Consider the following 23,121-nt stretch of genomic DNA (forward strand, 5'->3'; position numbering starts at 1 on the left):
TGCAAAAGGGGGTCCGTGTGATTACAGCGTGAGGAACACGACGACGAGCGCCAGAATCACGAGCGTCTCCGGGAGTACCGTCAGGATGAGCCCGCGACCGAACATCTCGTCGTCCTCGGCGACGGCGCCGACCGCCGCGGCACCGATACCACGCTCGGCGTACCCCGCGCCGAAGGCGGCGAGCCCGACCGCGAGGGCGGCCGCGGAAGTCGCGGGAATGGCCGGAGCCGTACTCTGCAGGAGCGGTGCGATACTGCTGAACAGCGCAATGGCGAATTCGTACATGGGTAGTCAGTCCTCGGTGGTTGTCTCCGAACAGCCGTACCTCACAGTAGACAACCCATAAAACTTCCCAAACGCGCCAAGGAGGCCGTCTGCGGCCGGTATGCGAACGGATACCACTACCGGTGTCCGCGGGCGGACAGGAAAGCGAGCGGCGGGCTCAGTCCTCGGTGGTGAACTGCCGCTCGTAGCCGAACGGCTCGTAGTCGCGGCCGCCACCCTCGTAGAACTTCCCGAAGAACTCCACGTACTCGAGACGCACCGCCTGCAGACCGGCGGAGGTGATGCCGAGCACGAGCACGAGCAGGTGGCCGAGCACGAGGATGACAAGCCCCGCCAGCCCGCCCAGGATGAGGGCGGCGGCGCCCTCGCCGTTGAGCAGGCCGCCGAAGATTATCTGCTCCTGCGGGTACGAGTGGTCCGCGAAGAACAGGAGGTGGAACTCACCGCCCTCCGCGGCCGCCCCGAACACGAGCAGGTTGACGGCCAGCGCCATCCCGGCTTTCGCCAGCAACACGGCCGCGAGCCGCGTGTAGGAGATGACGTGTCCGAACGCCTGGGTGATGGACTCGATGATGCCGATGCCGCCCTCAGCGGCGATGACGAGCGCCAGGCCGACGAACGTCACCACCAACGCGAGGTCGATGACGATGCTCCCGACGCTGAACAGGTCTATCGCCGGGAACCCGGTGAAGCCGAGTTTGAGCGCGACGGCGCTCTCCTCGATAGCCTCGCCCGTCGCGGGGTTGGTCATCCCCGGCTTGGCGAAGACGGCATACATGAACGGCGGCTTCGCGTTGAGCGCGGTCCGGGAGAACACCCAGACCCACAGGCTCACCGTCAGGATGATCCACGAGGCGCTCTCCATGAACGCCTCCCGGACGCCGTGGCTGAGGTTGTTCACGAAGTCGAACGTCCGTCCGATGACGAGATGGAACACGCCGGCGACGACGCTCAACAGGAGCCACGCCTGAGCGTACGCGATGTAGTGCGGCTGGAGCCCCTTGTGAATCGGCGGGTGGCCGAGATTCAACAGGAGTCCGGCACTCGACTCGGTGCCCCAGAGGATGTAGCCGAGCTGGTGAAGCCCGAAGAACTCCCCGTAGAGCACGCCGAAGACGGCGGTGAACAGCCCGGACAGGAGCCCGACGCCGCCGAGCGACTTGATGACGTCCGACTCGAAGTTGGACATCAGGAAGTAGCCGAGCCCCATGTACAGCAGACCGTAGCCGAGGTCACCGATCATGAACCCGAAGAACAGCGGGAACGTCAGGAACAGCACTATCGTCGGGTCCAGTTCCCAGTACTTCGGGCGGTTGATGACCTCGACGAGCGCCTCGAACGGCTTCACCACGTCGGAGTTGTCCTGCACGACGGGCGGCGCGCCGCCGCTCATCGGCGTGTCGGCCGCGGCGTGGCCACCGTCCGTGGCGACCTCGCCGGCGGCGGCACCGCCCGCCGCGGCACCGCCGGCCTCCGGCTGGTCGCTACCGCTGGCGAAGCCGTGTTCGTCGTAGTCGGCACGCTCCAGTTCCTCGACCTCGACGTGGTCGCCCACCCGGTTCTGGAGCGCCTCCGCGAGGTCGACGAAACGGTCGGTCGGAAGCCACCCCTCCGCGACGAACGCGTTCTCGGTCGTCGCAAACGAGAGGGGCGCCTCCCGCTTCTGCACCTCGATAGCGAGCTTCTCCTCGGCGGCCAACAGGAAGCCGCCGACCTCCAGCCGGAGGTTGTCGAGTTCGTCCTCGACGTTCGAGAGCTTCGATTCGAGCTTCTGCTTGCGGTGGGTCAGCTCATCCAGATACTCCTCGGGTTCGGAGTCGGTCTCCGGCACCTCCAGTCCCGTGAAGTTCGCGCCGACCAGGGCGTCATCGACGTTGGCGGTCTCGGGGTAGACGAACGCGGCGAGCGTGTCCTCGCCCTGCTCTATCTGGTGTCTGTCGACGCCGTCGGCCTCGACGAGCGCGCGGCGGACGGCCTCGTAGTCGCCCTGCCCCACGCTGACGGTGAGGTTGTCGTACCCCTGCAGGAGGTCGAGGTCGATGCCGAGGTCGACGAACGGCTCGACAGCGTCGAGCTGTTCCTCGACCTCGCGGAGTTCGTCCTCGAGCTCGTCGCGTCGGTCGTCGAGTTCGTTCACCTGCTGGCGGACGTCCTCGAGCTCCTCGTCGAGCGCCTCGTCGGTGACGATGCGCGTCGGGCCGGCGTCCTCCTCTTCGACCCCGAGGATGGACTGGAGCGAGCGGACGGTGACCAGCTTCTCGGAAGCCTCGTCGGCCCCCGCTTCGGGGTCGCCCGGGTCGAACCCCTCCCACTCGCCGTCGTAGTCCGTTACGTCGAACAGCGAGAGGTCGTGGACTGCCTCGATGACGTCGTCCATCACGGACTTCGACCCCGTCACCGAGACCCGGCTCATTCGCTCAGGTCTGAGCATGTACCGCCTCCTCGAAGCGTTCGAGGACGTCGTCGACGACCTCCTCCTCGCGGTCGGCGGCGCGAGCTTCGAGCTTCTCGCGCTCGGCCTGCCCCTCCTCGAGCAGGGCCTCCCGCTCCTGTTCGATCTCTTCGCGGGCCTCGGAGAGCCGCTCGTCGCGAAGCTCGGAAGCCTCCTGCTCGGCCTCCTCGCGGATCTCGTCGGCCTCGTCGCGGGCCTCCGAGATCATCTCCTCGCGGGCCTGTTCGGCCTCGGCGACGATCTCGTCGGCCTCCTGCTCGGCCTCCTTGATTCGGTCCAGAACCTCTGGCCTCGCCATATTCGTATCGTGCGACGCTTGGGCAACGCCGTATATGGTAGTTGCGAAATGCGTGGCGCGAGCGAGTGCCACGGAACGGTGAACGGGGAGCGGAGCGACGACCCGCGAACTGCGTGGTCGAGCGAAGCGAGGCCACGGAACAGCGAGCGGGGAGCGGAGCGACGACCCGCGACCCGAATCCGGGGAACTAAGCCGGGCGAGCGCCAACTCGCGGGTGATGGGATTCCTGGAGGACAAGGCGCGCGCCCGGGTGTTCTACCGGTACCTCTCGACGGTGTACGACACCATCAACCCGTACATCTGGAACGAACGGATGCGCGACGAGGCGCTGGAGTGGTTCGACGTCGACGCCGACGACCGGGTGCTCGACGTTGGCTGTGGCACCGGGTTCGCCACCGAGGGGCTACTCGAACACACCGACGACGTTCACGGGCTCGACCAGTCCGCCGACCAACTGGAGAAGGCGTTCGCCAAGTTCGGGAAGACCGACCGCGTGAAGTTCTACCGCGGCGACGCCGAGCGGCTCCCGTTCCGCGACGACGCGTTCGACGCCGTCTGGTCGTCGGGGAGCATCGAGTACTGGCCGAACCCGGTCGACGCACTCGCGGAGTGTCGCCGCGTCGCCAAGCCGGGCGGCACCGTGCTCGTCGTCGGTCCCGACTACCCGAAGACGACGCCGTTCCAGAAGCTCGCGGACGCCATCATGCTGTTCTACGACGACGAGGAGGCCGACCGGATGTTCGAGGCGGCGGGCTTCGAGGAGTTCGAACACCACATCCAGCAACGCCACCGGGGGACGCCGCGGGCCATCACTACCGTCGCGCGGGTCCCCGAGGACGCCGACCGCGAGTCCGAGCCGCTGGAAGCCGAGGCCTGAACCGTCGTCGCCGCGGTCGCTACCTGCCGTCCGTTCTCCGAAACCGTCACCGTCAGCCGCGCGCCCGCCGTCAGTGGTGGGCGGTTCGTCCCCGCGACGACGAACGCCGCCCGCTGGCCGGCCGACCACGCGCCGTCGCCGGCGCGGTTGAACGGTCCCGACGGCGCGCCACGGAACCCCGGTGCACCGACGAACGGCACCGGCGGCTGGTGTGCCAGCGGGTCGCCGTCGACGATGACCCGGAGTTCGAGCGCGTCGACGGACAGCGTCCGGCCGCCGAGATGCCGGAGTTCGACCCGACCGTCGTCGGTGGCCGTGACGGTCACCGCGACCGGCCCCTCGGCGGTCGGCGGCGTCACCGTCAGCGCGGCGGCCGCCAGGCTCCCCGCGAGCAGGACGGTCAGCGCGACGAGCAGGACGACGCCGACGACCGGGGAGACACCACGGTGGGACACGCGGCCGGTGGCCGCGGCATCCTACATGAAGGTGTCCACGGTGGCAGTGACGTTGCGGCCCCGGTAGCTGGCCGTGACGGTGAACTCCTCGCGGGGCGCGACGGTGGTGAGGCGGCCGTCGTCGGTCGTTCCGACCCGCTCGCCGTTCACCGCGACGGTCGCGCCGACCGGCTCGCCGGTGACGCTGTCGGTGACGTGCACGTACAGGGGGCCGCTGGCGTAGGTGCCGTTGACCGTGACCCGGAGGTCGTCGTCCGTCGCATCGGCGAGCCGGTCGTTGGGCAGTTCGTCCGTGTTGAGCCGCTGAACCTCGTAGAACACGTCGTCCGTACCGGCGTCGTAGTAGACGACCAGGTCGCGGCTCCCGGAGATGCCGTGTGGATGGGTGAACGCGATGCCGTAGATACCCGCCCGAAGGTACCGCGGGGTGTTCGTGAGGATGGACGACGACCCGACGTTGTTCTCCGCCACCCACGGGTAGAGTTCGCCCAACCGCCGGGAGAACTCGGTGATGTTGATCGGTTTGTCGGCCCACTGGTTGTCGATACCCCCACCGTAGTACGCCTCGCGGATGTAGTGGGTGCTGAACTGTCCCTCCGCGACCATCGAGATGACGAACCCGGTCTCGGACGTCTCGACGTACACCCGCAGTGGCGTCGTCCGCTCACCGGTCATTGCGGTCGTGAGCCGGCCCCGGACCGGGCCGCTAAGTGGCGCCAGTTCCGCCTTCATGCGAGCGATGCGTGTCACGTCCACGGGCATCCCGGCCGCGCGGTCGAACGTGTACAGCTGACTGATGACCTTTCGGAGCGCCTCCGCGGACGCCTGGATGGCGACGAGTTCCCGGAGATACGCGCGGGTGTCGATGTCGCCGTCGTTGTAGGCGGCGAGCGCCGCCCGTTCGCGGTCGGTGAGGTCGTCGATGCGGTCGCTGAGCCGCTCTGTCGTCCGGTTGACGACCGCTCGCTGTTCGGCCCGGTCGTCGCCCGCCGCCTCGAACGCCTCCCGGAGACGCGTGACGCTGTACCGGCCGTGTAGTCGGGTGTTGTCGGTCGATACGGCACCCCCCACGTCGAGCGTCGCCGTTCCGAACCGGACGGTTCGCATCTCGTCGTCCGGAAGCACCAGATGAGACGTCGTGTTCGGCTCCTGTACCACCGGTGCGGGTGCGGTGGCCGCCACCTCCTCGGAGTCCGTCTGGAGCGTGAGAGGGGCGGCGGCCGCGGAGGAGGCGAGCACCAGCAGGAGCGCGGCCGCGACGCGCAGGGGACCGTGCATGCCCGCCAGTCGTGTCGGCGGCTACAAAAATCCGCCTATCCGACCGGGTACCACAGGAGGCCACGAGCGGCCACGAGACGATTCATGCGGCCCGCTCACATTTCATCGGGGATGGAAAGCGTTTTGCGGAAGGCGGGACCACTCGGAACCATGCGGTCCGGGCCGCGGTTCGCCCTCCTGTGTTTGCTCCTGCTCGCGGCCGCCGCCCCAGGTGTCGTCGCCGGGCAGTCAGCGGCGGCACCGGCCGACCGGTCAGCCGCCGCACCGTCGGTCGGGCCGGCTGTGGCACAGACGGACGACGGCAACGTCACCGCGCCCATCGAGTCGACGACGATGACCATCCAGCTCCGGCCGAACGGCGACGCGCGGTGGGTCGTCACCACGGCGTTCCTCCTGGAAAACGAGAGCGACCGGGAGGCGTTCCAGCGGCTCGAATCCGGGTTCACCTCCGGGGACGCCGGCGTCTCCTACGATGTCGCCACCTTCGAACGGGCGGCCGCGGCCGGCCGCAACGCCACCGGCCGGGAGATGCGCATCGAGCGCGTCCGCTACAACGCGACGACGACGCCCGTCGAGAACGCCACCGTCGGTCGACTTCGGATGACGTTCCGGTGGACGAACTTCACCGAATCCAGTGGTCGACAGCTCGTCGTCGGTGACGCGTTCAACACGACGAGCGGGACGTGGCTCCCCGGGCTCACCCAGCGCCAGACGCTCGTCATCGTCCCCCCCGAGAGCTACACCCTGCTCGATATTCCCCGGGGACTGGGCGCCGAGGGTGGCACCGTCACGGTCGAGGGGCCGGCCGCGTTCGAGCCGGGGTATCTCGGCCAGTTGACCTACGAGCGGACCGACCCGACGCCCTCGGTGACCGACACCCCCAACGAGGGAATCGACTTCTCGATGCTCGGACTCGTCGGCGTCGTCGTTATCGCACTCGGCGCGCTCGCGGTCGGGGCGTACGTGCTCGCCCGACACGACGACGGGGACCCGACTCCGGGCGGCGTGGGCGAGCCGAACCCCAACGGCGGCACGGACGGTGAGGCGGTCACGCGGGCGACGACGGGCGCGACCGACCCGCCGAGCGGGCCGGCAACGGACGACGCGGCCGACGACGACGACGACGGCCCGGACATCGACCTGCTGTCCGACGAAGAGCGGGTCGAGTACCTGCTGGAGGAGAACGGCGGCCGAATGAAGCAGGCCAACATCGTCAAGGAGACGGGCTGGTCGAACGCGAAGGTGTCGCAGTTGCTGTCCGCGATGGACGACGACGGCCGCATCGACAAGCTCCGCATCGGGCGCGAGAACCTCATCTCCCTGCCGGACGAGGAGATAGGCGAGTTCGACGACGAGTAGACCACTGGTGGCACGAGAACACACCACACACCGCGTCAGACCCCGATAACCGCGGAGTTCTGTTGCTTCATTCGGAAACGTTTAACCACGGATGGCCGTCATTCACACGCGACGACGATGAAGATACTAGTCACCGTAAAGGAGGTGGCCGAAGTCGACGACGAGTTCGAAATCAGCGAACTCGACATCGACGAACGCTACCTCGAATACGACCTCAACGAATGGGACGACTACGCCGTCGAGGAAGCCGTCCAGACCGCCGAGGAAAACGACGACGTCGAAGTCGTCACCGTCACCATCGGCCCCGAACGCTCCGAGGAAACCATCCGCATGGCCCTCGCGAAAGGCGCCGACCGCGCCATCCGCGTCTGGGACGACGACCTCGAGACCGCACAGTTCCTCGACGTCTCCACCAAAGCCGACGTCCTCGCCGCAGTCGTCGAACAAGAACAACCCGACCTCGTCCTCTCGGGCGTCCAGGCCGCCGACGACTCCTTCGGCGCCACCGGCGTCGCGCTCGCCGAACGCGTCGGCTTCCAGTGGGGCGCGGTCGTCAACTCACTCGACCTCGACCTCGACGCCGACATCGCCGCCGTCCGCCGCGAACTCGAAGGCGGCGTCGAAGAACTGACCGACGTCCAACTGCCCGCCGTCCTCACCATCCAAACCGGCATCAACGAACCACGCTACGCCTCACTCCGGGGCATCCGACAGGCCCAACAGAAACCCCTCGACGTCCAGACGCTCGGTGACATCGGCCTCGACGGCGACGTCACCCACTCGCCCGTCGAAATTACCGACATGTACGAACCCGAAAGCGAGGGCGACGCCACCGTCTGGGAAGGCGCCGCCGACGAAACCGCCGGCGAACTGGCCGACTTCCTCCGCGACAAGGGGGTGGTCGACGGATGAGCGACGTCCTCGCGGTCACCGAACACCGGCGCGGCGAACTCCGCGACGTCTCCTACGAGATGATCACCGCCGGCCGCGAACTCGCCGACGCCCTGGGCGGCGACCTCCACCTCGCCGTCATCAGCGGCGACGTCGACGAGTACGCCGACCAACTGAACCGCGACGGCGTCGACGCCATCCACACCGTCGCCGAAGGCGAGGAGTTCAACCACGACGTCTACAGCCAGGCCATCCAGCAACTGTACGACCAGACCGGCGCCTCCGCACTGCTCATGCCGAACACCGTCAACGGCCTCGACTACGCCCCCGCGGTCGCCGGCGCGCTCGACCTGCCGCTCGTGACCGACGCCATCGGCATCGAGCCGAACGGCGCGCTCACCGTCACCCGCGAACAGTACGGCGGAAAGGTCGAAACGACCCTGGACGTCGATGCCGACGAGTACGCCGTCACCGTCCGCCCGGCCGAGTGGCCCCAGGCCGACGGCCAGGGCGACGCCGACGTGCAGGCCGCCGACGTCGACATCGACGACGACGCCGTCGGCTCGACCGTCAACGGGTTCGAAGAAGTCGGCTCCGGCGACGTCGACATCACCGAGGCCGACGTGCTCGTCTCCATCGGCCGCGGCATCGAAGAGGAGGACAACCTCCCGCTCGTCGAGGCGCTGGCCGAGACGCTGGGCGCGACGCTGTCGTCGTCCCGACCCATCGTCGACAACGGCTGGCTCCCGAAGAACCGGCAGGTCGGCCAGTCGGGGAAAGTGGTGACGCCCGACGTCTACATCGCCATCGGCATCTCCGGCGCCGTCCAGCACGTCGCCGGCATGAAAGGCTCCGACACCATCATCGCCATCAACACCGACCCGAACGCCCCCATCATGGACATCGCCGACTACGCCATCGTCGACGACCTCTTCGACGTCGTCCCCGAACTCATCGAACAGTTCGGCGGCGAGGCGCCGAGCGTCTGAGGTCCACCCCGTTCTCTCTCTTTTTCCTCGTCGTGAGCGGCGGCACCGCGCTCGACCCGAAACCGGGGGTCACGCCGCCGCGTCGTCGAGCGCGACCATCACGCCCCGGGCGGGCGGAACGAGGAGTCCCCCGGCCAGAAGCACCGCGGCGACCACGAAGACGGTCAGCGCGCTCGACAGCACCTGGAGGCCGAAGCCGACTGCGGCCGCAAGCAGGGGCGCGGGTGCGAACGTGACCACGGTGCGGCCGAACGCCTGCACACGGGTGCGGTCGCGGCGGTGGCCGTAGATGTAGCACGCGAAGCCGACCGCGACGTACGCGAGGCCCACGACGGCGGCCCCGACGACGAGGAGGAACCGGAGCGGGTACACACCGATAGGTGGGCCGCGGGCTACCTGAGTCCGTCGATGTCGCGTTCCGTCACCTACTTGCGACGCGCGCCCCTCTCGTCCGACAATGGAGTATCTCGAGCGGCGGCGGGACCGCATCGAGTCGCGGCTCGAAGCCGTCCTCGCGGACGTGGAACCCGCCGAACTTCGCGAGCAGGTCGAGCACGTCTCGCTGTCGGGGGGCAAGCGCGTCCGCCCGACGGTGACGGTGCTCGCCTGCGAGGCCGCCGGCGGCGAAGCGGCCGACGCCGTCGACTTCGGCGTCGGCATCGAGTTGGTCCACAACGCCTCGCTCGTGGTCGACGACATCATCGACGAGTCGGACGTACGCCGGGGCGTCTCGGCGGCCCACGCGGAGTTCGGCCACGGGCCGGCCATCATCGCCTCCGACGGCCTGCTCGGGGAGGCGTTCAACCTGTTCTCGGCGGAGCCGCGGGCGCTGACCATCGCCGCCGACGCCGTCGCGGAACTCGGCGAGGGCGAGGCGACCGAACTGGTCGCCCAGCCCTCGAACGAGAGCGAGTACATGGACCTGGCGCGCCGGAAGACGGGGGCGCTGTTCCGCGCGGCGGCGAAACTGGGCGCGGTCGCCGCAGGTGCCGACGCCGAGACGGTGGCGGCGTTCGGCGAGTACGCCGAACACGTCGGCATCGCGTTCCAGATACGCGACGACGTGCTCGACGCGACGGCCGACGCCGACGAGTTGGGGAAGCCGACCGGCCAGGACGCCGAGATGGAGCGCCCCTCGCTCGTGCAGGTGACCGACCTCACGCCCGAGGATGCAAACGAGCGGGCCCGCGCCCAGTCGGACGCGGCGCTCGAGGCCCTGGAACGGACCGACGCGGACGACTCGCAAGCCCTCGCGTACCTGCGGGACCTCGCGGAGTTCGTCGTCGTCCGCGAACGGTGACCGGCGGCGGTGTCGGGGGGACGGTATCGGGGCTCTACGGCCGAGCGACCACCAGCCGGGAACCGACTGGTAAGTATCCCGCAACGAACGCTCGACAGGTGGTAAGAAACGTATAACGATAGGGGGCACAGTCGACGCTCAACGGGTATGCGATGTGAGCGATGCAAGACACACGCCCGGGTCCGGAAACACTCCGTGGACGGGTCGACCGGGTACGTGTGCACCGAGTGCCTGCAGGTGTGGGAGGACCTGATGGACGCTCGACTCCGGTGAGCGGTCAGGCGGCCGCGTCGGGCTTTCGAGGGAGCCGCGACTCCGCGACGGCGAACGCGAGCGTGCTCGCCAGCCCCAGCAGGGTGCCGGCGGTCAGGGCGGCGGCGAGATAGCCCAGCGTGGCGAACTCCAACTCGAGCAGGTACGCCGACAGCGCGTGGACGACGACGGCGATGGCGACCACGTAGAAGGGGGCGTTGAGGTAGCGCCACCGCAGTGAGTCGGCGAGGTACTCGTCGGTGACCCGGCCGAGCGAGGCGACGACGCCGGCGGCGGCGAACCACTCGACTGCGCCGTAGGTGACGGCGGCGACGGTGCCCAACACGGGGAGCGCGCCCCGCGTTCCCGACAGCGCGGCGAGATACTCCTGGCCGCTGACGATGCCGACCGCGACCAGCGCCAGCGCGACGACGCTGGTGACGAGCGTCATCCGGCCGGTGTACAACGAGACGCGGGCACGCTCGATGACGGCGTCGACCGTCGTCTCCAGTCCAAGTCCGCGGAACAGCACGTACAGTCCAAGCAGGCCGGACAGCACGCCCAGCGTCGACCCCGGGAGCCCGAGCTGGTCCGCCAGGATGGCGACCGGATATATCAACAGGAGGATGCCCAGCGGCACGAGAATCGTGCCTCGCGTCTCGGGGTCGTCGAGCACCTGCTTGATGGTGTAGTACATCGACTCGAGGTTCTGTGCCTGTCGGACGACGACCCGCCGAACGGAGTCTATGGGGACCCGCGAGCGGATGACCGGGAGGACCGACTCGTCCTGTGCGCCGTCGGTGATGACGACCGCACGCACGTCCTCGGCGGTCTGGAGCGATGCGAGCACGCGGTCGACCTCCTCGCCAACCTTGCGGTCGGCGGCCACGTCGCCCGACGCCAGCCCCGTGACCACCGCCACCTCGACGCTCTCGGCCGCCTCCTCGACGAGCGCGTCGTGCAGATGGACCCCCTCGAAGATGACGTTCACGTCGGAGTCCTCGGGGTCGGCGGTGGCGAGCGCGACCGCGCTCTCCTCGACGGCGTCCCGGCCGATGACCGGCGTCTCGAAGTCGGTCTTGCGACCGAGGTCGTCGTCGAGGTCGACACACAGCACCAACTGCATCTGCGGGGGCGTTCGTCGGCGGCGTTTATGTCCTTTCGGGAGCGACCGGCCGGCGTCAGCGGACGTGGCCCGGGTCGGTCGGTTGCTCCTCCGCGGGCGCCGCGTCGGCCGGTCGCTTCAGGCGGGCCGCGATGAGAAGCACCGGGACGACCAGCACCGCGCCGAACACGAACGGGGCACGGAACCCGACCGCGGCGTACGCCCCACCCATCACGACCGGGCCGACGGCCCGGGCGAGACTCCCGGCCCCTTGCGTCAGGCCGAACGCGCTCCCCTGCCGGTCGGCGCTGGCCCGCGTCGAGACGAGCGCCGCCAGCGTGACGTTCACTACGCCGTTGCCCAGCGACAGCAACGCGAGCACGAACAGGAGTGCGAACAGCGCCGGGGTCAGAAAGCCGGCGACCCCCGTGAGGTCGGGGAACAGCACGCTCAGCTCCCGGGCGAACGGGATGGCGCCCAGCGCGACGGCGAGCAGGCCCGTGCCCGCGGCGGTGAGCCGGACCGCGTCGAACCGGCGGGTGAGCGGGCCGATGAGCCCGCCCTGGACGACGACGGCGAGAACGCCGATGTACGTCAACAGTAGCGACGCCTGCGACTCCGAGTAGCCGTACACGTCCGCGACGTACGGGATGAACATCGTCTGGACGCCTGCGAACGCAAAGGAGAGCAGGAAGAACGCCACGAGAAGGTCCCGCACCGCGTCGTTGGCGACGGCGTCCCGTAGCTGGGCGACCTGCGACCGGCGCTCCGTGGCGGTGCCGAGGTCCCGCGACTCGGGGAGCGCGACCGACCCGACCAGCAGGGCCACCAGACTCGCCGCGGCGGCCGCGAACGCCGGCAGGCTGTACCGGGTGATGGCGACGCCGTCGACGACGCCGTCGACCGCGCCGACCACCTCGGGGAACGACAGCACCGCGCCGATGGCCGGGCCGAACACGAAGCCGAGGCCGAACGCCGCACCGAGCAGGCCGAGCGCCTGCGCCCGCTCCTCGACGGGCGTCACGTCCGCGACGTACGCCTGCGCCGTCGAGATGTTGCCGCCCATCGCGCCCGCGAGCATCCGGGAGACGAACAGCATCCACAGCGCCGACGCCAGCCCGAACACCGTCCACGCGAGGACGCTCCCCGCGATGGAGACGAGCAGGACCGGCCGCCGCCCGTACCGGTCGGACAGCGACCCCAGAAGCGGCGCGAACAGGAACTGCATCACCGAGTACGAGGCCGCGAGCGCCCCGATGACCACCTCGTTGCCCGGTCCCGGGAAGAACGCCCGCGTGTAGTACGGCAGGATGGGGATGACGATGGAGAACCCGAGCAGGTCGAGAAACACCACGCCGAACACCGTCGCCAGCGCGCGACGACGACGCGACGGGTCCATACGCTCCGAATGCCGCCGGACGACTTAACGCTCGGGTCCGCGCAACCCCGAAGTGGTCGTGCGTCGAACTGCATGCTATGTTCCGACGTACCACACTCGGACTGGTCGCGGCCGCAGTCGCCGGCTGTTCGGCGCCCACCGACACCGACGCGCCGACGCGCGAACCGGACGGCGGAACGCCGATGCCCGACGGCGGCACCGCGCTGTCGCTGTCGTCGCCGGCGTTCGACGACGGAGCGGCCATCCCCGCCGAGTACACCTGCGAGGGCGCGGACCGCTCGCCCGCGCTGGACGTGGCTGGCGTCCCGGACACGGCCGCACGGCTGGCTCTGCTCGTCGACGACCCCGACGCGCCCTCGGCGGAGCCGTTCGTCCACTGGCTACTGTACGACGTGCCTGCCGACGTGGGGACGATACCCGAAGCGGTGCCCGCAGAGGCGCGCGTCGACGCGCTCGACGGCGCCGCACAGGGCACCAACGGGTTCGGCAACCTCGGTTACGGTGGGCCCTGTCCACCCCGGGGCGACGGCCCCCACACCTACCGGTTCCGGCTGTTCGCGCTGGAGTCGTCGACCGGTCTGGACCCGGGTGCGAGCCGCGACGACCTGCTCGCGGCCGTCGACGGCCGGAGCCTCGCGCGGACGACGCTGACCGGGACGTTCGAGCGGGGCTGACCCTTCGTCCGGGCGAACGAACCGAACTACTAAGCTAGCGGGCGGCGGACGGCGGGGCGTGTTCCTCCTCGCTGGCGTCGCCCGCCTCCGGGCACGACCGTGGCTCCTCGTCGCCGGCGCCGCCGTCGTCGCCTGCGAAGCCGTCGCCTCGTTCGCCGGTCTCGCGGCCGCCGGCCTCGTCGTCACGTCCTCGCCGGAGACGCCCCTCCAGTATCTCGCGGTCGGCCTGTTCACCGTGGGTCCAGCGCTCGTCGTCCGACCCGTGCCCCTGGCGGTGCTGTACGCCGCCTGCCGGACGGAGCCGTTCGGCCGCCGCGACGTGCTCCCGGCCGTCGGGTCGGGGTATCCGCGCCTCCTCGCCGGAAGCGCCGCCGGCCACGCGGCCGCGCTCCTGTTGCTCCCGGCGGCGCTCGTCGTCGCCGCGCCGGTCGTTCTGGTCGGGGTGCAGGTGGCCGCGACGGCCACCGGCGACCCCGCGGTGCTGTCGGCCCGGCCGCTCCCCGACTCGACGCTTCGCATCCTCGGGATGGGGACGGTCGCCGTCGGCTACGTCCTCGCGTACCTCCCGGTGGCGTTCGCCGACCTCCGCCTCCTCGACCAGGACGGGCGGCCGACGCGCCGCGAGGTGGCGCGCGCGCCGCTCGACGCGCTCGGCGGCCTGCTCGCGGCCCCACGGCGCGGCGCCCGCTACCTCCTCGCCCGGTCCGCCGTGACGGTGGTCGCGGCCGGCGTCGGGGTGGCCGCCTTCGCCGTCGGCGTCGAGTCGGGACGCCTCCCCGGCCCGGCCGTCGGCTGGATGGCCGCGGCGCTGCTGCTGGGCTGGGTCGTCGCGGCGTGCCGGGCGCTCGTGGCCGTCCTCCACGTCGAGACGTACGCGTCGTCGGTTCGACCGGCCGTCGCGGGCGCCGCGTCCGCGCGACCCCGCCGGTGGCTGGCGGGCGTCGTGCTGGCCGGCCTGCTCGTCACCGCACCCGTGGTCGCGGCCGGAGCGACGGCCTACGGGAGCGAGGTGTCGACCGCGTACGCCCCCGACTCGCCGCCGACGCCGGCCGCGGACGCGTACGTCTACGAGGGCCGCATCGCGTTCCAGCACCCCAACGGGACGGAGCGGGAACTGGTCGCCATCCGGGAGGCGACGGCCGGCGAGCGGACCGTCGTGTGGACGGACGACCGGCGCGGCGGCTATCACATCCAGCGGCGCGCCGTCGCCGACGGCCCGCTCGTCTACCGAGTCGTCAGCGCCGACAGCAGCGACGTGTACCGGACCCTCCGGCGCGACGACGACCCCGACGAGTGGCGCCACGGCGACGACGACACGCGGACGGTGTACGTGCAGGAGTGGGGCGATATCAGCACCGGCCTGTTCGACCCGGCGGACGTCGCGGAGCGGTTCGCCTACCGGCGCGTCGGCACGACGACGTACCGCGGTCGCCCGGCGGTCGCGTACGCGGCGAAGTCGTGGCTGCTCCCCAGGGACAGCCACCACCTCCCGGCGCGGGGACGCCTCCTCGTCGCCCGCGAGACGCGCGCGATGCTCCGTCTGAACGTGACCGTGCCGCAGGACGACGGCGCCGTCCGGTTCGACTACGCGTTCCGGCGGTCCGACGAGCGGGCGACGCGCCGGGCGGCCGAGCGCGTCGTCGCGGCCGTCCGGCGGAACGTCACCGTCGACTCGCCGCTGTACCCCGACCGCTTCCTCGCCGAGCCGGGGGTCGCCGCGTACCGGTCGGGCCGGGTCGTCGGCGCGGCGTTCCACCTCGACGACGTGGGCGCCACCGTCCCGGCGGGTGCTCGCGTCACCGCCGTCGGCGCGAACGGCACGAACTACACGACGACGCTCGGCGCGGCGGTGACGCCGACGGCCGACGACCGACCGCTCGCGTTCGACATCGCCTTCGAACTCCGAGCCGACGGCACGCTCGTCCGCCGCCGACCGGACGCGCTGGCCGCGATGCCGGAGCGGGAGGGACCGAACGTCACCCGCTTCGTCGTCCGCGCTCCCTCGGGACCGACGTACGTGGCCGCCAACGTCACGAACGCCCCCCTGCGAACGGTCGCCGTCGACGCCCGGGAGGACGCCGGCGACCTGACGTACGCGGCGGTGAGACCCGAACCCGCCGGCGAGGGGCTCCTCAGACTCGAAGTCACCGACGCGCGGACCGGCGAGACGGTGTACGACGACCCCGTCCGTGTCGCCGGGACCGGCTACCTGACGTGGCTCGACGACGACACGATGCTGCTCCTGCAACGACGACCCTCGGACGGCCTCGTCGACGATGCCGCCGGCAACGAACGCCGCGAGTACGTCGTCCGCGCGTACGGGCCGCGGGGGCTGGTCGCCGAGCGGCGGGTGACGCTCGCTCGCCCGCTGGAGCCGACGCCGACCCCGACGGCCGGGGCGTGAGCGGCCGCGGAACGCACGACTTTTGCGCCTCGGGACACGAACTGGGGGTAACTGATGATCTCGAAGGGCTGTGAACAGTGCGCCAAGGGCGGGAAGATGGTGCTTTTCGTCTACGGCTACTGCGACCAGCGGGACTGCTTCTACTGCCCGCTGGGCGAGAACCGCAAGAACGTCACGCAGACGTACGCCAACGAGCGGCCCGTCGAGAGCGACGAGGAAATCATCGAGGAGGCGAAGCGGATGGACGCGCTCGGCACGTCCATCACCGGCGGCGAACCCCAGGAGGCGATGGAGAAGACCTGCCGCTACCTCCGCCTGCTGAAAGACGAGTTCGGCGAGGACCACCACACGCATCTCTACACCGGCATCACGGGCGGCCGCGAGAACATGCGCCGCCTGTCGGAGGCGGGGCTCGACGAGATACGGTTCCACCCGCCGTTCGAGCAGTGGGGTGACCTCCACGGCACCGAGTGGGAGGACATCCTCTACGTCGCCCGCGAGGAGGGCCTCACCCCGGCGTTCGAGATTCCCGGCATCCGCGCCGAAGAGGAGTTCATCGAGTTCCTCGACGAGGGTGCCGCCGACTTTTGCAACGTCAACGAGTTCGAGATGTCCGACGGCAACTACCGGCGGATGCAGGAGGCCGGCTTCGAGTTGAAGGAGGGCCACATGAGCGCCGTCGAGGGGAGCCACGACATCCTCGAACGGATGGGCGACCACGAGCGCGTCTACTTCTGTACCAGCGTGTTCAAGGACGCCGCCCAGCACCGCTCGCGGCTGAAGCGGATGGCCGAGAACATCCGCCGGGAGTTCGACGAGGTGACCGAGGACGGGACGCTCGTCTACGGGAAGGCGTGGGAACCCGAGGCCCGCCTGCAGGAGTTGGGCGTCCCCGAGGAGTTCTACACCGTGAAATCCGACCACGTCGAACTCGCGTGGTGGCTCCTCGAGGAGATGGTCGAGGAAGGCGACGTGGAGAAGGGCGAGATCGTCGAGCAGTACCCGACGTACGACGGCACCGTCGTCGAGCGGACGCCCGTGGCGTAAGTCGTGGGTCACCGCTCCCCGATGGCGAAGAACGCCCCGAGCGCCAGCAGTGCGCTCCCGACCAGCAGGCCGAGCGTGGGCGCGCCGGTGAGCGCGAAGTAGCCGACGGCGAGGGCCGCGCCCCCGAGGGTAACGGCGACGAGCGCGAACTCCAGACGCGGCGCGAGCGGGCCGCCGCGGGTGTCGCGGTAGTCCGCCGCCGCGAGCACTACGACGACGGCGGTGACGGCCGAAAGCGCCGGAGACCCGGCGAGGACGCCGACGCCGAGCACGACGAGGCCCGCGACGACGGCGGCCGCCAGCGTCGCGTCCGGCGACAGCGGATTCACCGCTTCGCCGTAGCGGGCGTGATACAGTGCGGGCGGAACGCCCGCGATGGCCGCGACGAACAGACCCAACACGGCATCGCCGGTGACGACGCCGTAGCCCGCCAGCAGGCCGGCGACGATGACGCCGCCGCCGAGTACGAGGTCCGGCGGCAGGACCGCGGTGGGGTCGTCCGACCGGAGGATACCGTAGGCGGTGAACGCGTACAGCGCGAGCACCGCGACGAGGAAGACGGGCAGGAGGGTGCCCGTCGGCGCGAAGAGGACGCCGAACAGCGCCACCGAAAACGCGAGGACCAGTCCCACCAGCGGGGCGGCTTCCGGGACGCGGCGGCCGCGGCGCGACATACCGGTCGGAGGGTCGGCCCGGCGGAAACGGTTTCGGTCCCGGCGCGGGCGGCCGAAACCCGCCACAGGTAGGCGTACCGTACCCACAAACGTTTAATCGGCCCGCCGCCACGTTCCCGGTATGCCCGACTGCCCACTCGCAGACGACTGCCCCAGCTTTCAGGAGCGTATCGAGGGGATGGGGTGTACGCACTACGGCGACCGGGGCGGCGCCGAGTGGTGCAACCACTACAACCAGCCGATACGCGACCTGAAGTCCCAGCCCGTGAAACTGGGCGAGGAGATGGTCGTGGAGGTGACCGACATCCACGAGTCCGGCGCCGGCGTCGGCCGCACCGACGACGGGTTCATCGTGCTGGTCGACGGCATCTTGCCGGACGCGCGGGCGAAGGTCCGCATCACGAAGGTGCGGTCGAACCACGCCCGCGCCGAGGAGGTCGAACGTCTGGCGTGGGACCCCGACGGCGAGGACGACGAGGGGGCGGACGAGAGCGAAGCGAGCGACGACGACGAGGAGACGGACGAGGAGTCGACCGACGGACAAGAGGGGCGGGCGAGCCGCGAGCGGCTGGGCAGCCGCGAGAACTTCTGGGGGTCGTGACCGACCTGCCGGACCCCGACGCCCTGCTGTCGGAACTGGGGTTCGACGCCGACGAGAACGTGCTCACCCGGCGGCAGGCGGAGGTGCTGGCGCTCCGCGAGCGGGGCGCCGCCCAGCAGGCCATCGCCGACGAGCTGGGCACCTCGCGGGCGAACGTCTCCTCCGTCGAGGCCAGCGCCCGCGAGAACGTCCGCAAGGCCCACGAGACGGTGGCGTTCGCGGAGGCGCTCCAGGCGCCCGTCCGCATCACCGTCACGGCCGGCACCGACCTCTACGACGTGCCGAGCCGCGTGTTCACCGCCTGCGACGACGCCGACGTGAAGGTGAACCGCACTGCACCCGAACTGATGAAACTGGTCGCGGACGAGGCGGGCGACGCCATCCAGGGCCGCGAGGTGAAACGCGACATCGTCGTCGGCGTCACCAGCGAGGGACGCGTCCGCGTCCGGAGCGCCTGAGCTCGTTTCCGGGCTCGTTTCGAGGGGTAGATTCTTGAGCGTGAGTTCCGACCGTGTGAACCGATGGCACAGTTCGGGACGGGGCTCGACCGGGGGGACGACGGGGCGGCGGTCGCCCGGCGGGCGACGCGGGCCGCGCTGTCGGGGGTCGACGGCGACCCCGCGTACAGCGTCGTCTTCTGTTCGAGCCGCTACGACTACGAGACCGTCGTCGAGGGCGTGCGCGAGGAGACGGGCGAGGCACCGCTCGTCGGCTGTTCGTCGGCCGGCGAGTTCACCGACCGGCGGGTCGCGGACGGGAGCGTCGCGGTCGCCGTGGGCGGGGGCGGGGGCCACCGGTTCTTCACCGGACTCGGCACCGGCCTCCGCGACGACGAGACGGCGGCCGTCCGCGAGGCGGCGGGGTCGCTCCCGACGCAGGTGCCCGACTACCCTCACCGGTCGGTCGTGAACCTCCACGACGGGCTCGCGGGGAAAGGCGAGGAGCTGTCGCTGACGTGTCTCAACGCGCTCGGGCAGAACGTGCGGTTCGCCGGCGGCTCCGCGGGCGACGACCTGAACATGGAGCGGACCTGCGTGTTCCGCGACGACACCGTCGCCGAGGACGCCGTCGCCCTAGGCCAGTTCGCGTCGACATCGCCGCCGGTCATCAGCGTCGAGCACGGCCACGAACCCATCTCGCCGCCGCTGACGGTCACCCGTGCGGAGGGGAACACGGTCCACGAACTCGACGGCCGGCCCGCCTTCGAAGTCTGGAAGGAACACGTCGCCGGGCGGGTCCGCGAGGAGATGGACTGCCACGTCGAGAACCTCGACCCGGGCACCGACGCGTTCGCGGCGGCGCTGACCAACTACGTGTTCGGTCTCGAGACGGGGACCGGGCTGAAGATACGCTGGCCGGGGCCGACGACGCGGGCGGACGGCCCCATCGAGTTCACCTGCTCGATTCCGGAAGGGACGGTGCTACGCGTCGCCGCGAGTTCGACCGACGAGCAGGTGGCGTCGGCCCGCGAGGCCGCCCGGTCGGCCGCCGAGTTGGCCGGCGACACCGACGTGGCCGGCGCGCTCGTGTTCGACTGCATCTGTCGCTCCACGTCGCTCGGCGACCGCTTCGCCGAGGCCGTCGACGCCATCGACGACGAACTCGGCGTCCCCTTCATCGGGTTCGAGACGTACGGCGAGATGGCGATGGAGCGGGGCCAGTTGAGCGGCTACCACAACACCACGACGGTCATCATGCTGCTCCCCGAGTGATGCAACTGACAGAGGACCGCGTGGGGTACGACGAACTGGTCGCCGGCATCAGCGAGACGGTGGGCTACCAGCGGGCCGAGGAGGTGGTGGCGGCCGCCGCCGAGCAGGTCGGTCTGCAGGCCGACGCCGAGTACGGCCACGGCGACGCGGAGACCATCTGCCGGGTCATCGCCGACGAGCACGACCAGTCGCTGTCGCTCGTGGCGAACACGCTCCGCAACCGCATCCGCCTGCGTCGGCTGGAGGGGACCGACACGACGGCCACCTCGCTGTTCGAGCGGACGACCGACGCCGTCGTCGAACTCGGCTTCGACGGGAAGCCGGTCGTCAGGCGCGTCAACGAGAAGTTCACGCGGGCGTTCGACGTCGACCCGGCCCGGGTCGTGGGCGAGCCAGTCACCGGGCTGGACGTGCCGCCCGGCGACGCCGACCAGTGGACAGACGTCCTCTCGCAGGTGCGCGCCGGCGAGGACATCGACATCGAGGTGCGGGACGACGACCGGGCCTACCGGCTCCGGGGCGTCGGGCTCGTCGAGCCGGACGGCGTCTCCGTCGCCTACTTCGTCTACACCGACATCACCGAGCAGAAGCGCCGCGAGGCGGAACTTCGGCGGCGAAACGAGCATCTGGAGGCGTTCGCCTCCATCGTCAGCCACGACCTGCGGAACCCGCTGAACATCGCGGAGGGCTACTTCGAGCTGGCCCGGTCGAACGCCGACGTGCCACACGCCGAGGAGATAGCCGAGGCGCACGAGCGGATGGGCGCCATCATCGACGACATGCTGACGCTCGCGCGGCTCGGCCAGACCATCAGCGAGCCCGAGCCTGTCGACCTGGCTCCCGCCGCCCGCGAGGCGTGGGAGCACGTCGAGACGCCCGCAGCCGACCTCTCGGTACCGGACGCGACCGTGCAGTCCGACCGGAGCCGTCTGCTCGCGCTGTTCGAGAACCTGTTCCGGAACGCCATCGAGCACGGCCGCCCGGCGGACGACGCCGGACGGCCGCTCGCGGTCCGCGTCGGCCTCGACGGCGACTGCCTGTTCGTCGCCGACGACGGCGTCGGCATCCCGGCCGACGAGCGCGACGCGGTGCTGGATGCCGGCCACACCTCCAACGAGGAGGGCACCGGACTGGGGCTGTTCATCGTCAAGGAGATCGCGCAAGCACACGGCTGGTCGGTCGCCGTCACCGAGAGCGAGGCCGACGGCGCCCGCTTCGAGTTCACCGGCGTCGAGCGGGCCTGACCCGGAGCGGTCAGCTATTTGGGCCGCCGGCCACACGACCGCGTATGGACCTCGGACTCGACGACGACGCGGCACTGGTGACCGCCGGCTCCTCGGGGCTCGGACTGGCCTCCGCGGAGGCGCTCGCCCGCGAGGGCTGTCACGTCGCGGTGTGTGGCACGACGCCCGACCACGTCGACGACGCGCGCGACCGGTTGGAAGCGACCGGCGACGGCGACGTGCTGGCGATGGAGGCCGACATCACCGACAAGGCCGACGTGGAGTCGTTCGTCGACGCGACGGTCGATTCGTTCGGCGGCCTCGACCACGTCGTGACGAGTGCTGGCGGCCCCCCGTCGGGCCCGTTCCTCGACACGGCGGACCGCGACTGGTACACGGCCTACGACCTGCTGGTGATGAGCGTCGTCTGGACGACCCGTGCGGCCCACCCGCATCTCGAACAGGGTGGCGGCACGGTCACGAACATCACCTCCCGCTCGGTGAAGGAGGTCATCGACGACCTGGTGCTGTCGAACTCGGTGCGGCGGGCGGTCATCGGCCTGATGAAGACGCAGGCCCGCGAGTTCGCCCCGGAGGTCCGGGTCAACGCCGTCCTGCCGGGTGCCCACGAGACCTCACGCATCGAGGAGCTGGTCGAGCAGAGCGTCGAACGCGGCGAGTTCGACGACTACGAGGCCGGTCTCGGTTCGTGGTCCGAGGGCATCCCGCTCGAACGGGTGGGCGACCCCGCGGAACTCGGCGCGACGGTGGCGTGGCTGGCCTCCGACGCCGCTTCCTACGTCACCGGCGCGGCCGTGCCGGTCGACGGCGGGAGCACCCGCTCGGCCTAATCGTCGAGCGCGGCGACCACCTCGCGGACGCGCTGGGCCTCGCGTTTCGGAGCGACGAGCGTCCGGCCGTCGTAGGTGGCGACCACGAGGTCGTTCACGCCGACCGCGGCGACGTGCTGGCCGTCGCCCGCCGCGAGCACGCAGTCCTCCGTGTCGACGGCGAGCGTCTCGCCCAGCGAGACGGTGCCGGACGCGTCGGGGTCGAGCATCCGTTCGAGCGCGTCCCACGACCCCAAATCGTCCCAGTCGAACGCGGCGGGGACGACGTAGGCGTTCTCCGCTTCCTCCATCACCGCGTAGTCGACGCTGACGGGGTCGACGGCCGCGAACGCGCCCTCGGGGTCGGCACCGAGCGCGTCGACGAACGCCCCGAGTTCGCCCGCACGGGCCGCATCGAGGAGCGCGTCGGGCGTCCACGCGAACACCCCCGCGTTCCAGAGATAGCCGTGCTCGCGGTAGCGGGCCGCCCCGCCGGGGTCGGGTTTCTCCTTGAACGCCTCGACCGGGTGGTAGCCGCCGCGGTCCTCGCCGGGCTTGATGTAGCCGTACTCGGTGGCCGTACGCGTCGGTTCGACGCCGAGCGTGACCAGCCCCCCCGTCTCGCGGGCCACCTCGCAGGCGCGGGCGAACGTCTCCCGGTAGCCGTCGCCGACGTGGTGGTCGCTCGGGAGACACAGCAGGACCGGGTCCGTGACCTGCTCGCGAATCCGGTGGGCCGCGTAGACGAGTGCGGGCCCGGTGTCCTTCGGTTCGGGTTCCGTGAGGACGGCGACGCCGGGCGCGTGCTCGTGGATTCTGTCGGCGTACGCCGGCCGCGTCAGCACGTACGTCTCGTCGGCGACGGCGCGGGCGCGCTCGACCGCCCGGGACAACAGCGAGCGGTCGCCGCCGAACGCACGGAACTGCTTGGGCGTATCGTCGGTGCTTGCGGGGTACAGGCGGGTCCCCCGCCCCCCGGCGAGGACGACGGCGACGGTGGTGGGCATACTCGACCG

General features: G+C 70.5%; 22 protein-coding genes and 1 pseudogene. 13 read left to right on the forward strand and 10 right to left on the reverse strand.

Annotation, left to right across the window (positions count from 1 at the left end):
• Positions 1 to 21: 21 nt before the first annotated feature.
• From NL112_RS02360 to ahaH, 3 genes are all read right to left on the reverse strand, one after another.
• Positions 22 to 285 carry a hypothetical protein gene (locus NL112_RS02360; RefSeq protein ID WP_255151026.1) on the reverse strand — a complete coding sequence of 88 codons (264 nt, stop codon included), beginning with the start codon at positions 283 to 285 and terminating at the stop codon, positions 22 to 24.
• A gap of 157 nt (positions 286 to 442) precedes the next feature.
• The gene (locus NL112_RS02365) at positions 443 to 2,716 is read right to left on the reverse strand and encodes a V-type ATP synthase subunit I (protein ID WP_255151027.1); all 2,274 of its coding nucleotides are present in this window, start codon (positions 2,714 to 2,716) and stop codon (positions 443 to 445) included.
• Entirely contained in the window at positions 2,703 to 3,035 is a 333-nt protein-coding gene (gene ahaH, locus NL112_RS02370) for an ATP synthase archaeal subunit H (RefSeq protein WP_255151028.1), read from the reverse strand. The genes NL112_RS02365 and ahaH overlap by 14 nt, the downstream gene beginning before the upstream one ends.
• A gap of 217 nt (positions 3,036 to 3,252) precedes the next feature.
• On the opposite strand from ahaH, the gene NL112_RS02375 reads away from it, so the two are divergent.
• Positions 3,253 to 3,912: a methyltransferase domain-containing protein gene (locus NL112_RS02375; RefSeq protein ID WP_255151029.1), complete on the forward strand. Its 660-nt coding sequence runs from the start codon at positions 3,253 to 3,255 to the stop codon at positions 3,910 to 3,912.
• Positions 3,913 to 4,265: 353 nt separating this feature from the next.
• Here the strand turns inward: NL112_RS02375 and NL112_RS23015 are convergent.
• Both NL112_RS23015 and NL112_RS02385 read right to left on the reverse strand, forming a co-directional pair.
• Positions 4,266 to 4,367: pseudogene (locus tag NL112_RS23015) on the reverse strand (archaellin/type IV pilin N-terminal domain-containing protein); the annotation flags it as partial.
• 21 nt (positions 4,368 to 4,388) lie between these two features.
• Complete coding sequence (locus NL112_RS02385; RefSeq protein ID WP_255151030.1) at positions 4,389 to 5,645, reverse strand: carboxypeptidase-like regulatory domain-containing protein; 1,257 nt, start codon at positions 5,643 to 5,645, stop codon at positions 4,389 to 4,391.
• 150 nt (positions 5,646 to 5,795) lie between these two features.
• On the opposite strand from NL112_RS02385, the gene NL112_RS02390 reads away from it, so the two are divergent.
• The 3 genes from NL112_RS02390 to NL112_RS02400 all read left to right on the forward strand — a co-directional run bounded on the left by NL112_RS02390 (position 5,796) and on the right by NL112_RS02400 (position 8,884).
• On the forward strand, positions 5,796 to 7,004 hold the full coding sequence (locus NL112_RS02390) for a helix-turn-helix transcriptional regulator (RefSeq protein ID WP_255151031.1): 1,209 nt from the start codon (positions 5,796 to 5,798) through the stop codon (positions 7,002 to 7,004).
• A 117-nt stretch (positions 7,005 to 7,121) separates the two neighbouring features.
• Entirely contained in the window at positions 7,122 to 7,916 is a 795-nt protein-coding gene (locus NL112_RS02395; RefSeq protein ID WP_255151032.1) for an electron transfer flavoprotein subunit beta/FixA family protein, read from the forward strand.
• Positions 7,913 to 8,884, forward strand: a complete 972-nt coding sequence (locus NL112_RS02400; RefSeq protein WP_255151033.1) for an electron transfer flavoprotein subunit alpha/FixB family protein — start codon at positions 7,913 to 7,915, stop codon at positions 8,882 to 8,884. Before NL112_RS02395 ends, NL112_RS02400 begins: the two co-directional genes overlap by 4 nt.
• A gap of 69 nt (positions 8,885 to 8,953) precedes the next feature.
• Here the strand turns inward: NL112_RS02400 and NL112_RS02405 are convergent, their stop codons facing one another.
• Positions 8,954 to 9,256: a hypothetical protein gene (locus NL112_RS02405; protein WP_255151034.1), complete on the reverse strand. Its 303-nt coding sequence runs from the start codon at positions 9,254 to 9,256 to the stop codon at positions 8,954 to 8,956.
• 85 nt (positions 9,257 to 9,341) lie between these two features.
• Between NL112_RS02405 and NL112_RS02410 the strand changes: the two genes are divergently transcribed.
• Positions 9,342 to 10,184, forward strand: a complete 843-nt coding sequence (locus NL112_RS02410) for a polyprenyl synthetase family protein (protein WP_255151035.1) — start codon at positions 9,342 to 9,344, stop codon at positions 10,182 to 10,184.
• A 277-nt stretch (positions 10,185 to 10,461) separates the two neighbouring features.
• Here NL112_RS02410 and NL112_RS02415 read toward each other — a convergent pair whose 3' ends face one another.
• Positions 10,462 to 11,562, reverse strand: coding sequence for a DUF373 family protein (locus NL112_RS02415; RefSeq protein WP_255151036.1), 1,101 nt, complete (start codon positions 11,560 to 11,562; stop codon positions 10,462 to 10,464).
• Positions 11,563 to 11,617: 55 nt separating this feature from the next.
• Positions 11,618 to 12,940, reverse strand: a complete 1,323-nt coding sequence (locus NL112_RS02420) for an MFS transporter (protein ID WP_255151037.1) — start codon at positions 12,938 to 12,940, stop codon at positions 11,618 to 11,620.
• Positions 12,941 to 13,017: 77 nt separating this feature from the next.
• Here NL112_RS02420 and NL112_RS02425 point away from each other — a divergent pair, with 77 nt between their 5' ends.
• From NL112_RS02425 to NL112_RS02435, 3 genes are read left to right on the forward strand one after another with little or no spacing between them, the layout of a single operon-like run.
• Positions 13,018 to 13,614 (forward strand): YbhB/YbcL family Raf kinase inhibitor-like protein, encoded by a 597-nt coding sequence (locus NL112_RS02425; protein ID WP_255151038.1) that lies wholly within the window; start codon positions 13,018 to 13,020, stop codon positions 13,612 to 13,614.
• A 58-nt stretch (positions 13,615 to 13,672) separates the two neighbouring features.
• Positions 13,673 to 16,018, forward strand: a complete 2,346-nt coding sequence (locus NL112_RS02430) for a hypothetical protein (protein ID WP_255151039.1) — start codon at positions 13,673 to 13,675, stop codon at positions 16,016 to 16,018.
• Positions 16,019 to 16,072: 54 nt separating this feature from the next.
• Complete coding sequence (locus NL112_RS02435) at positions 16,073 to 17,065, forward strand: radical SAM protein (protein ID WP_255151040.1); 993 nt, start codon at positions 16,073 to 16,075, stop codon at positions 17,063 to 17,065.
• Between the two features lie 8 nt (positions 17,066 to 17,073).
• Here NL112_RS02435 and NL112_RS02440 read toward each other — a convergent pair whose 3' ends face one another.
• Complete coding sequence (locus NL112_RS02440; RefSeq protein WP_255151041.1) at positions 17,074 to 17,739, reverse strand: hypothetical protein; 666 nt, start codon at positions 17,737 to 17,739, stop codon at positions 17,074 to 17,076.
• A gap of 121 nt (positions 17,740 to 17,860) precedes the next feature.
• Between NL112_RS02440 and NL112_RS02445 the strand changes: the two genes are divergently transcribed.
• The 5 genes from NL112_RS02445 (at position 17,861) to NL112_RS02465 (ending at position 22,126) form a co-directional block, all read left to right on the forward strand.
• On the forward strand, positions 17,861 to 18,340 hold the full coding sequence (locus NL112_RS02445; protein WP_255151042.1) for a TRAM domain-containing protein: 480 nt from the start codon (positions 17,861 to 17,863) through the stop codon (positions 18,338 to 18,340).
• The gene (locus NL112_RS02450; RefSeq protein WP_434084201.1) at positions 18,328 to 18,798 is read left to right on the forward strand and encodes a Tfx family DNA-binding protein; all 471 of its coding nucleotides are present in this window, start codon (positions 18,328 to 18,330) and stop codon (positions 18,796 to 18,798) included. The genes NL112_RS02445 and NL112_RS02450 overlap by 13 nt, the downstream gene beginning before the upstream one ends.
• A gap of 63 nt (positions 18,799 to 18,861) precedes the next feature.
• Positions 18,862 to 20,052 carry an FIST signal transduction protein gene (locus NL112_RS02455; RefSeq protein WP_255151044.1) on the forward strand — a complete coding sequence of 397 codons (1,191 nt, stop codon included), beginning with the start codon at positions 18,862 to 18,864 and terminating at the stop codon, positions 20,050 to 20,052.
• Positions 20,052 to 21,296, forward strand: a complete 1,245-nt coding sequence (locus tag NL112_RS02460) for a sensor histidine kinase (protein ID WP_255151045.1) — start codon at positions 20,052 to 20,054, stop codon at positions 21,294 to 21,296. The genes NL112_RS02455 and NL112_RS02460 overlap by 1 nt, the downstream gene beginning before the upstream one ends.
• A gap of 44 nt (positions 21,297 to 21,340) precedes the next feature.
• Complete coding sequence (locus tag NL112_RS02465; protein WP_255151046.1) at positions 21,341 to 22,126, forward strand: SDR family oxidoreductase; 786 nt, start codon at positions 21,341 to 21,343, stop codon at positions 22,124 to 22,126.
• Here the strand turns inward: NL112_RS02465 and NL112_RS02470 are convergent.
• Positions 22,123 to 23,112 (reverse strand): mannose-1-phosphate guanylyltransferase, encoded by a 990-nt coding sequence (locus NL112_RS02470; protein ID WP_255151047.1) that lies wholly within the window; start codon positions 23,110 to 23,112, stop codon positions 22,123 to 22,125. The genes NL112_RS02465 and NL112_RS02470 overlap by 4 nt on opposite strands.
• Positions 23,113 to 23,121: the final 9 nt, after the last annotated feature.

The organism is Halorarius halobius (assembly GCF_024298865.1).
GTDB lineage: Archaea > Halobacteriota > Halobacteria > Halobacteriales > Haloarculaceae > Halorarius > Halorarius halobius.

What these genes read in the sequence shown, in the direction of transcription:
- NL112_RS02360 (WP_255151026.1), bottom strand. Translation starts at nt 285, where the DNA reads ATGTACGAATTCGCCATTGCGCTGTTCAGCAGTATCGCACCGCTCCTG.
- NL112_RS02365 (WP_255151027.1), bottom strand. Translation starts at nt 2,716, where the DNA reads ATGCTCAGACCTGAGCGAATGAGCCGGGTCTCGGTGACGGGGTCGAAG.
- ahaH (WP_255151028.1), bottom strand. Translation starts at nt 3,035, where the DNA reads ATGGCGAGGCCAGAGGTTCTGGACCGAATCAAGGAGGCCGAGCAGGAG.
- NL112_RS02375 (WP_255151029.1), top strand. Translation starts at nt 3,253, where the DNA reads ATGGGATTCCTGGAGGACAAGGCGCGCGCCCGGGTGTTCTACCGGTAC.
- NL112_RS02385 (WP_255151030.1), bottom strand. Translation starts at nt 5,645, where the DNA reads ATGCACGGTCCCCTGCGCGTCGCGGCCGCGCTCCTGCTGGTGCTCGCC.
- NL112_RS02390 (WP_255151031.1), top strand. Translation starts at nt 5,796, where the DNA reads ATGCGGTCCGGGCCGCGGTTCGCCCTCCTGTGTTTGCTCCTGCTCGCG.
- NL112_RS02395 (WP_255151032.1), top strand. Translation starts at nt 7,122, where the DNA reads ATGAAGATACTAGTCACCGTAAAGGAGGTGGCCGAAGTCGACGACGAG.
- NL112_RS02400 (WP_255151033.1), top strand. Translation starts at nt 7,913, where the DNA reads ATGAGCGACGTCCTCGCGGTCACCGAACACCGGCGCGGCGAACTCCGC.
- NL112_RS02410 (WP_255151035.1), top strand. Translation starts at nt 9,342, where the DNA reads ATGGAGTATCTCGAGCGGCGGCGGGACCGCATCGAGTCGCGGCTCGAA.
- NL112_RS02415 (WP_255151036.1), bottom strand. Translation starts at nt 11,562, where the DNA reads ATGCAGTTGGTGCTGTGTGTCGACCTCGACGACGACCTCGGTCGCAAG.
- NL112_RS02420 (WP_255151037.1), bottom strand. Translation starts at nt 12,940, where the DNA reads ATGGACCCGTCGCGTCGTCGTCGCGCGCTGGCGACGGTGTTCGGCGTG.
- NL112_RS02425 (WP_255151038.1), top strand. Translation starts at nt 13,018, where the DNA reads ATGTTCCGACGTACCACACTCGGACTGGTCGCGGCCGCAGTCGCCGGC.
- NL112_RS02435 (WP_255151040.1), top strand. Translation starts at nt 16,073, where the DNA reads ATGATCTCGAAGGGCTGTGAACAGTGCGCCAAGGGCGGGAAGATGGTG.
- NL112_RS02440 (WP_255151041.1), bottom strand. Translation starts at nt 17,739, where the DNA reads ATGTCGCGCCGCGGCCGCCGCGTCCCGGAAGCCGCCCCGCTGGTGGGA.
- NL112_RS02445 (WP_255151042.1), top strand. Translation starts at nt 17,861, where the DNA reads ATGCCCGACTGCCCACTCGCAGACGACTGCCCCAGCTTTCAGGAGCGT.
- NL112_RS02455 (WP_255151044.1), top strand. Translation starts at nt 18,862, where the DNA reads ATGGCACAGTTCGGGACGGGGCTCGACCGGGGGGACGACGGGGCGGCG.
- NL112_RS02460 (WP_255151045.1), top strand. Translation starts at nt 20,052, where the DNA reads ATGCAACTGACAGAGGACCGCGTGGGGTACGACGAACTGGTCGCCGGC.
- NL112_RS02465 (WP_255151046.1), top strand. Translation starts at nt 21,341, where the DNA reads ATGGACCTCGGACTCGACGACGACGCGGCACTGGTGACCGCCGGCTCC.
- NL112_RS02470 (WP_255151047.1), bottom strand. Translation starts at nt 23,112, where the DNA reads ATGCCCACCACCGTCGCCGTCGTCCTCGCCGGGGGGCGGGGGACCCGC.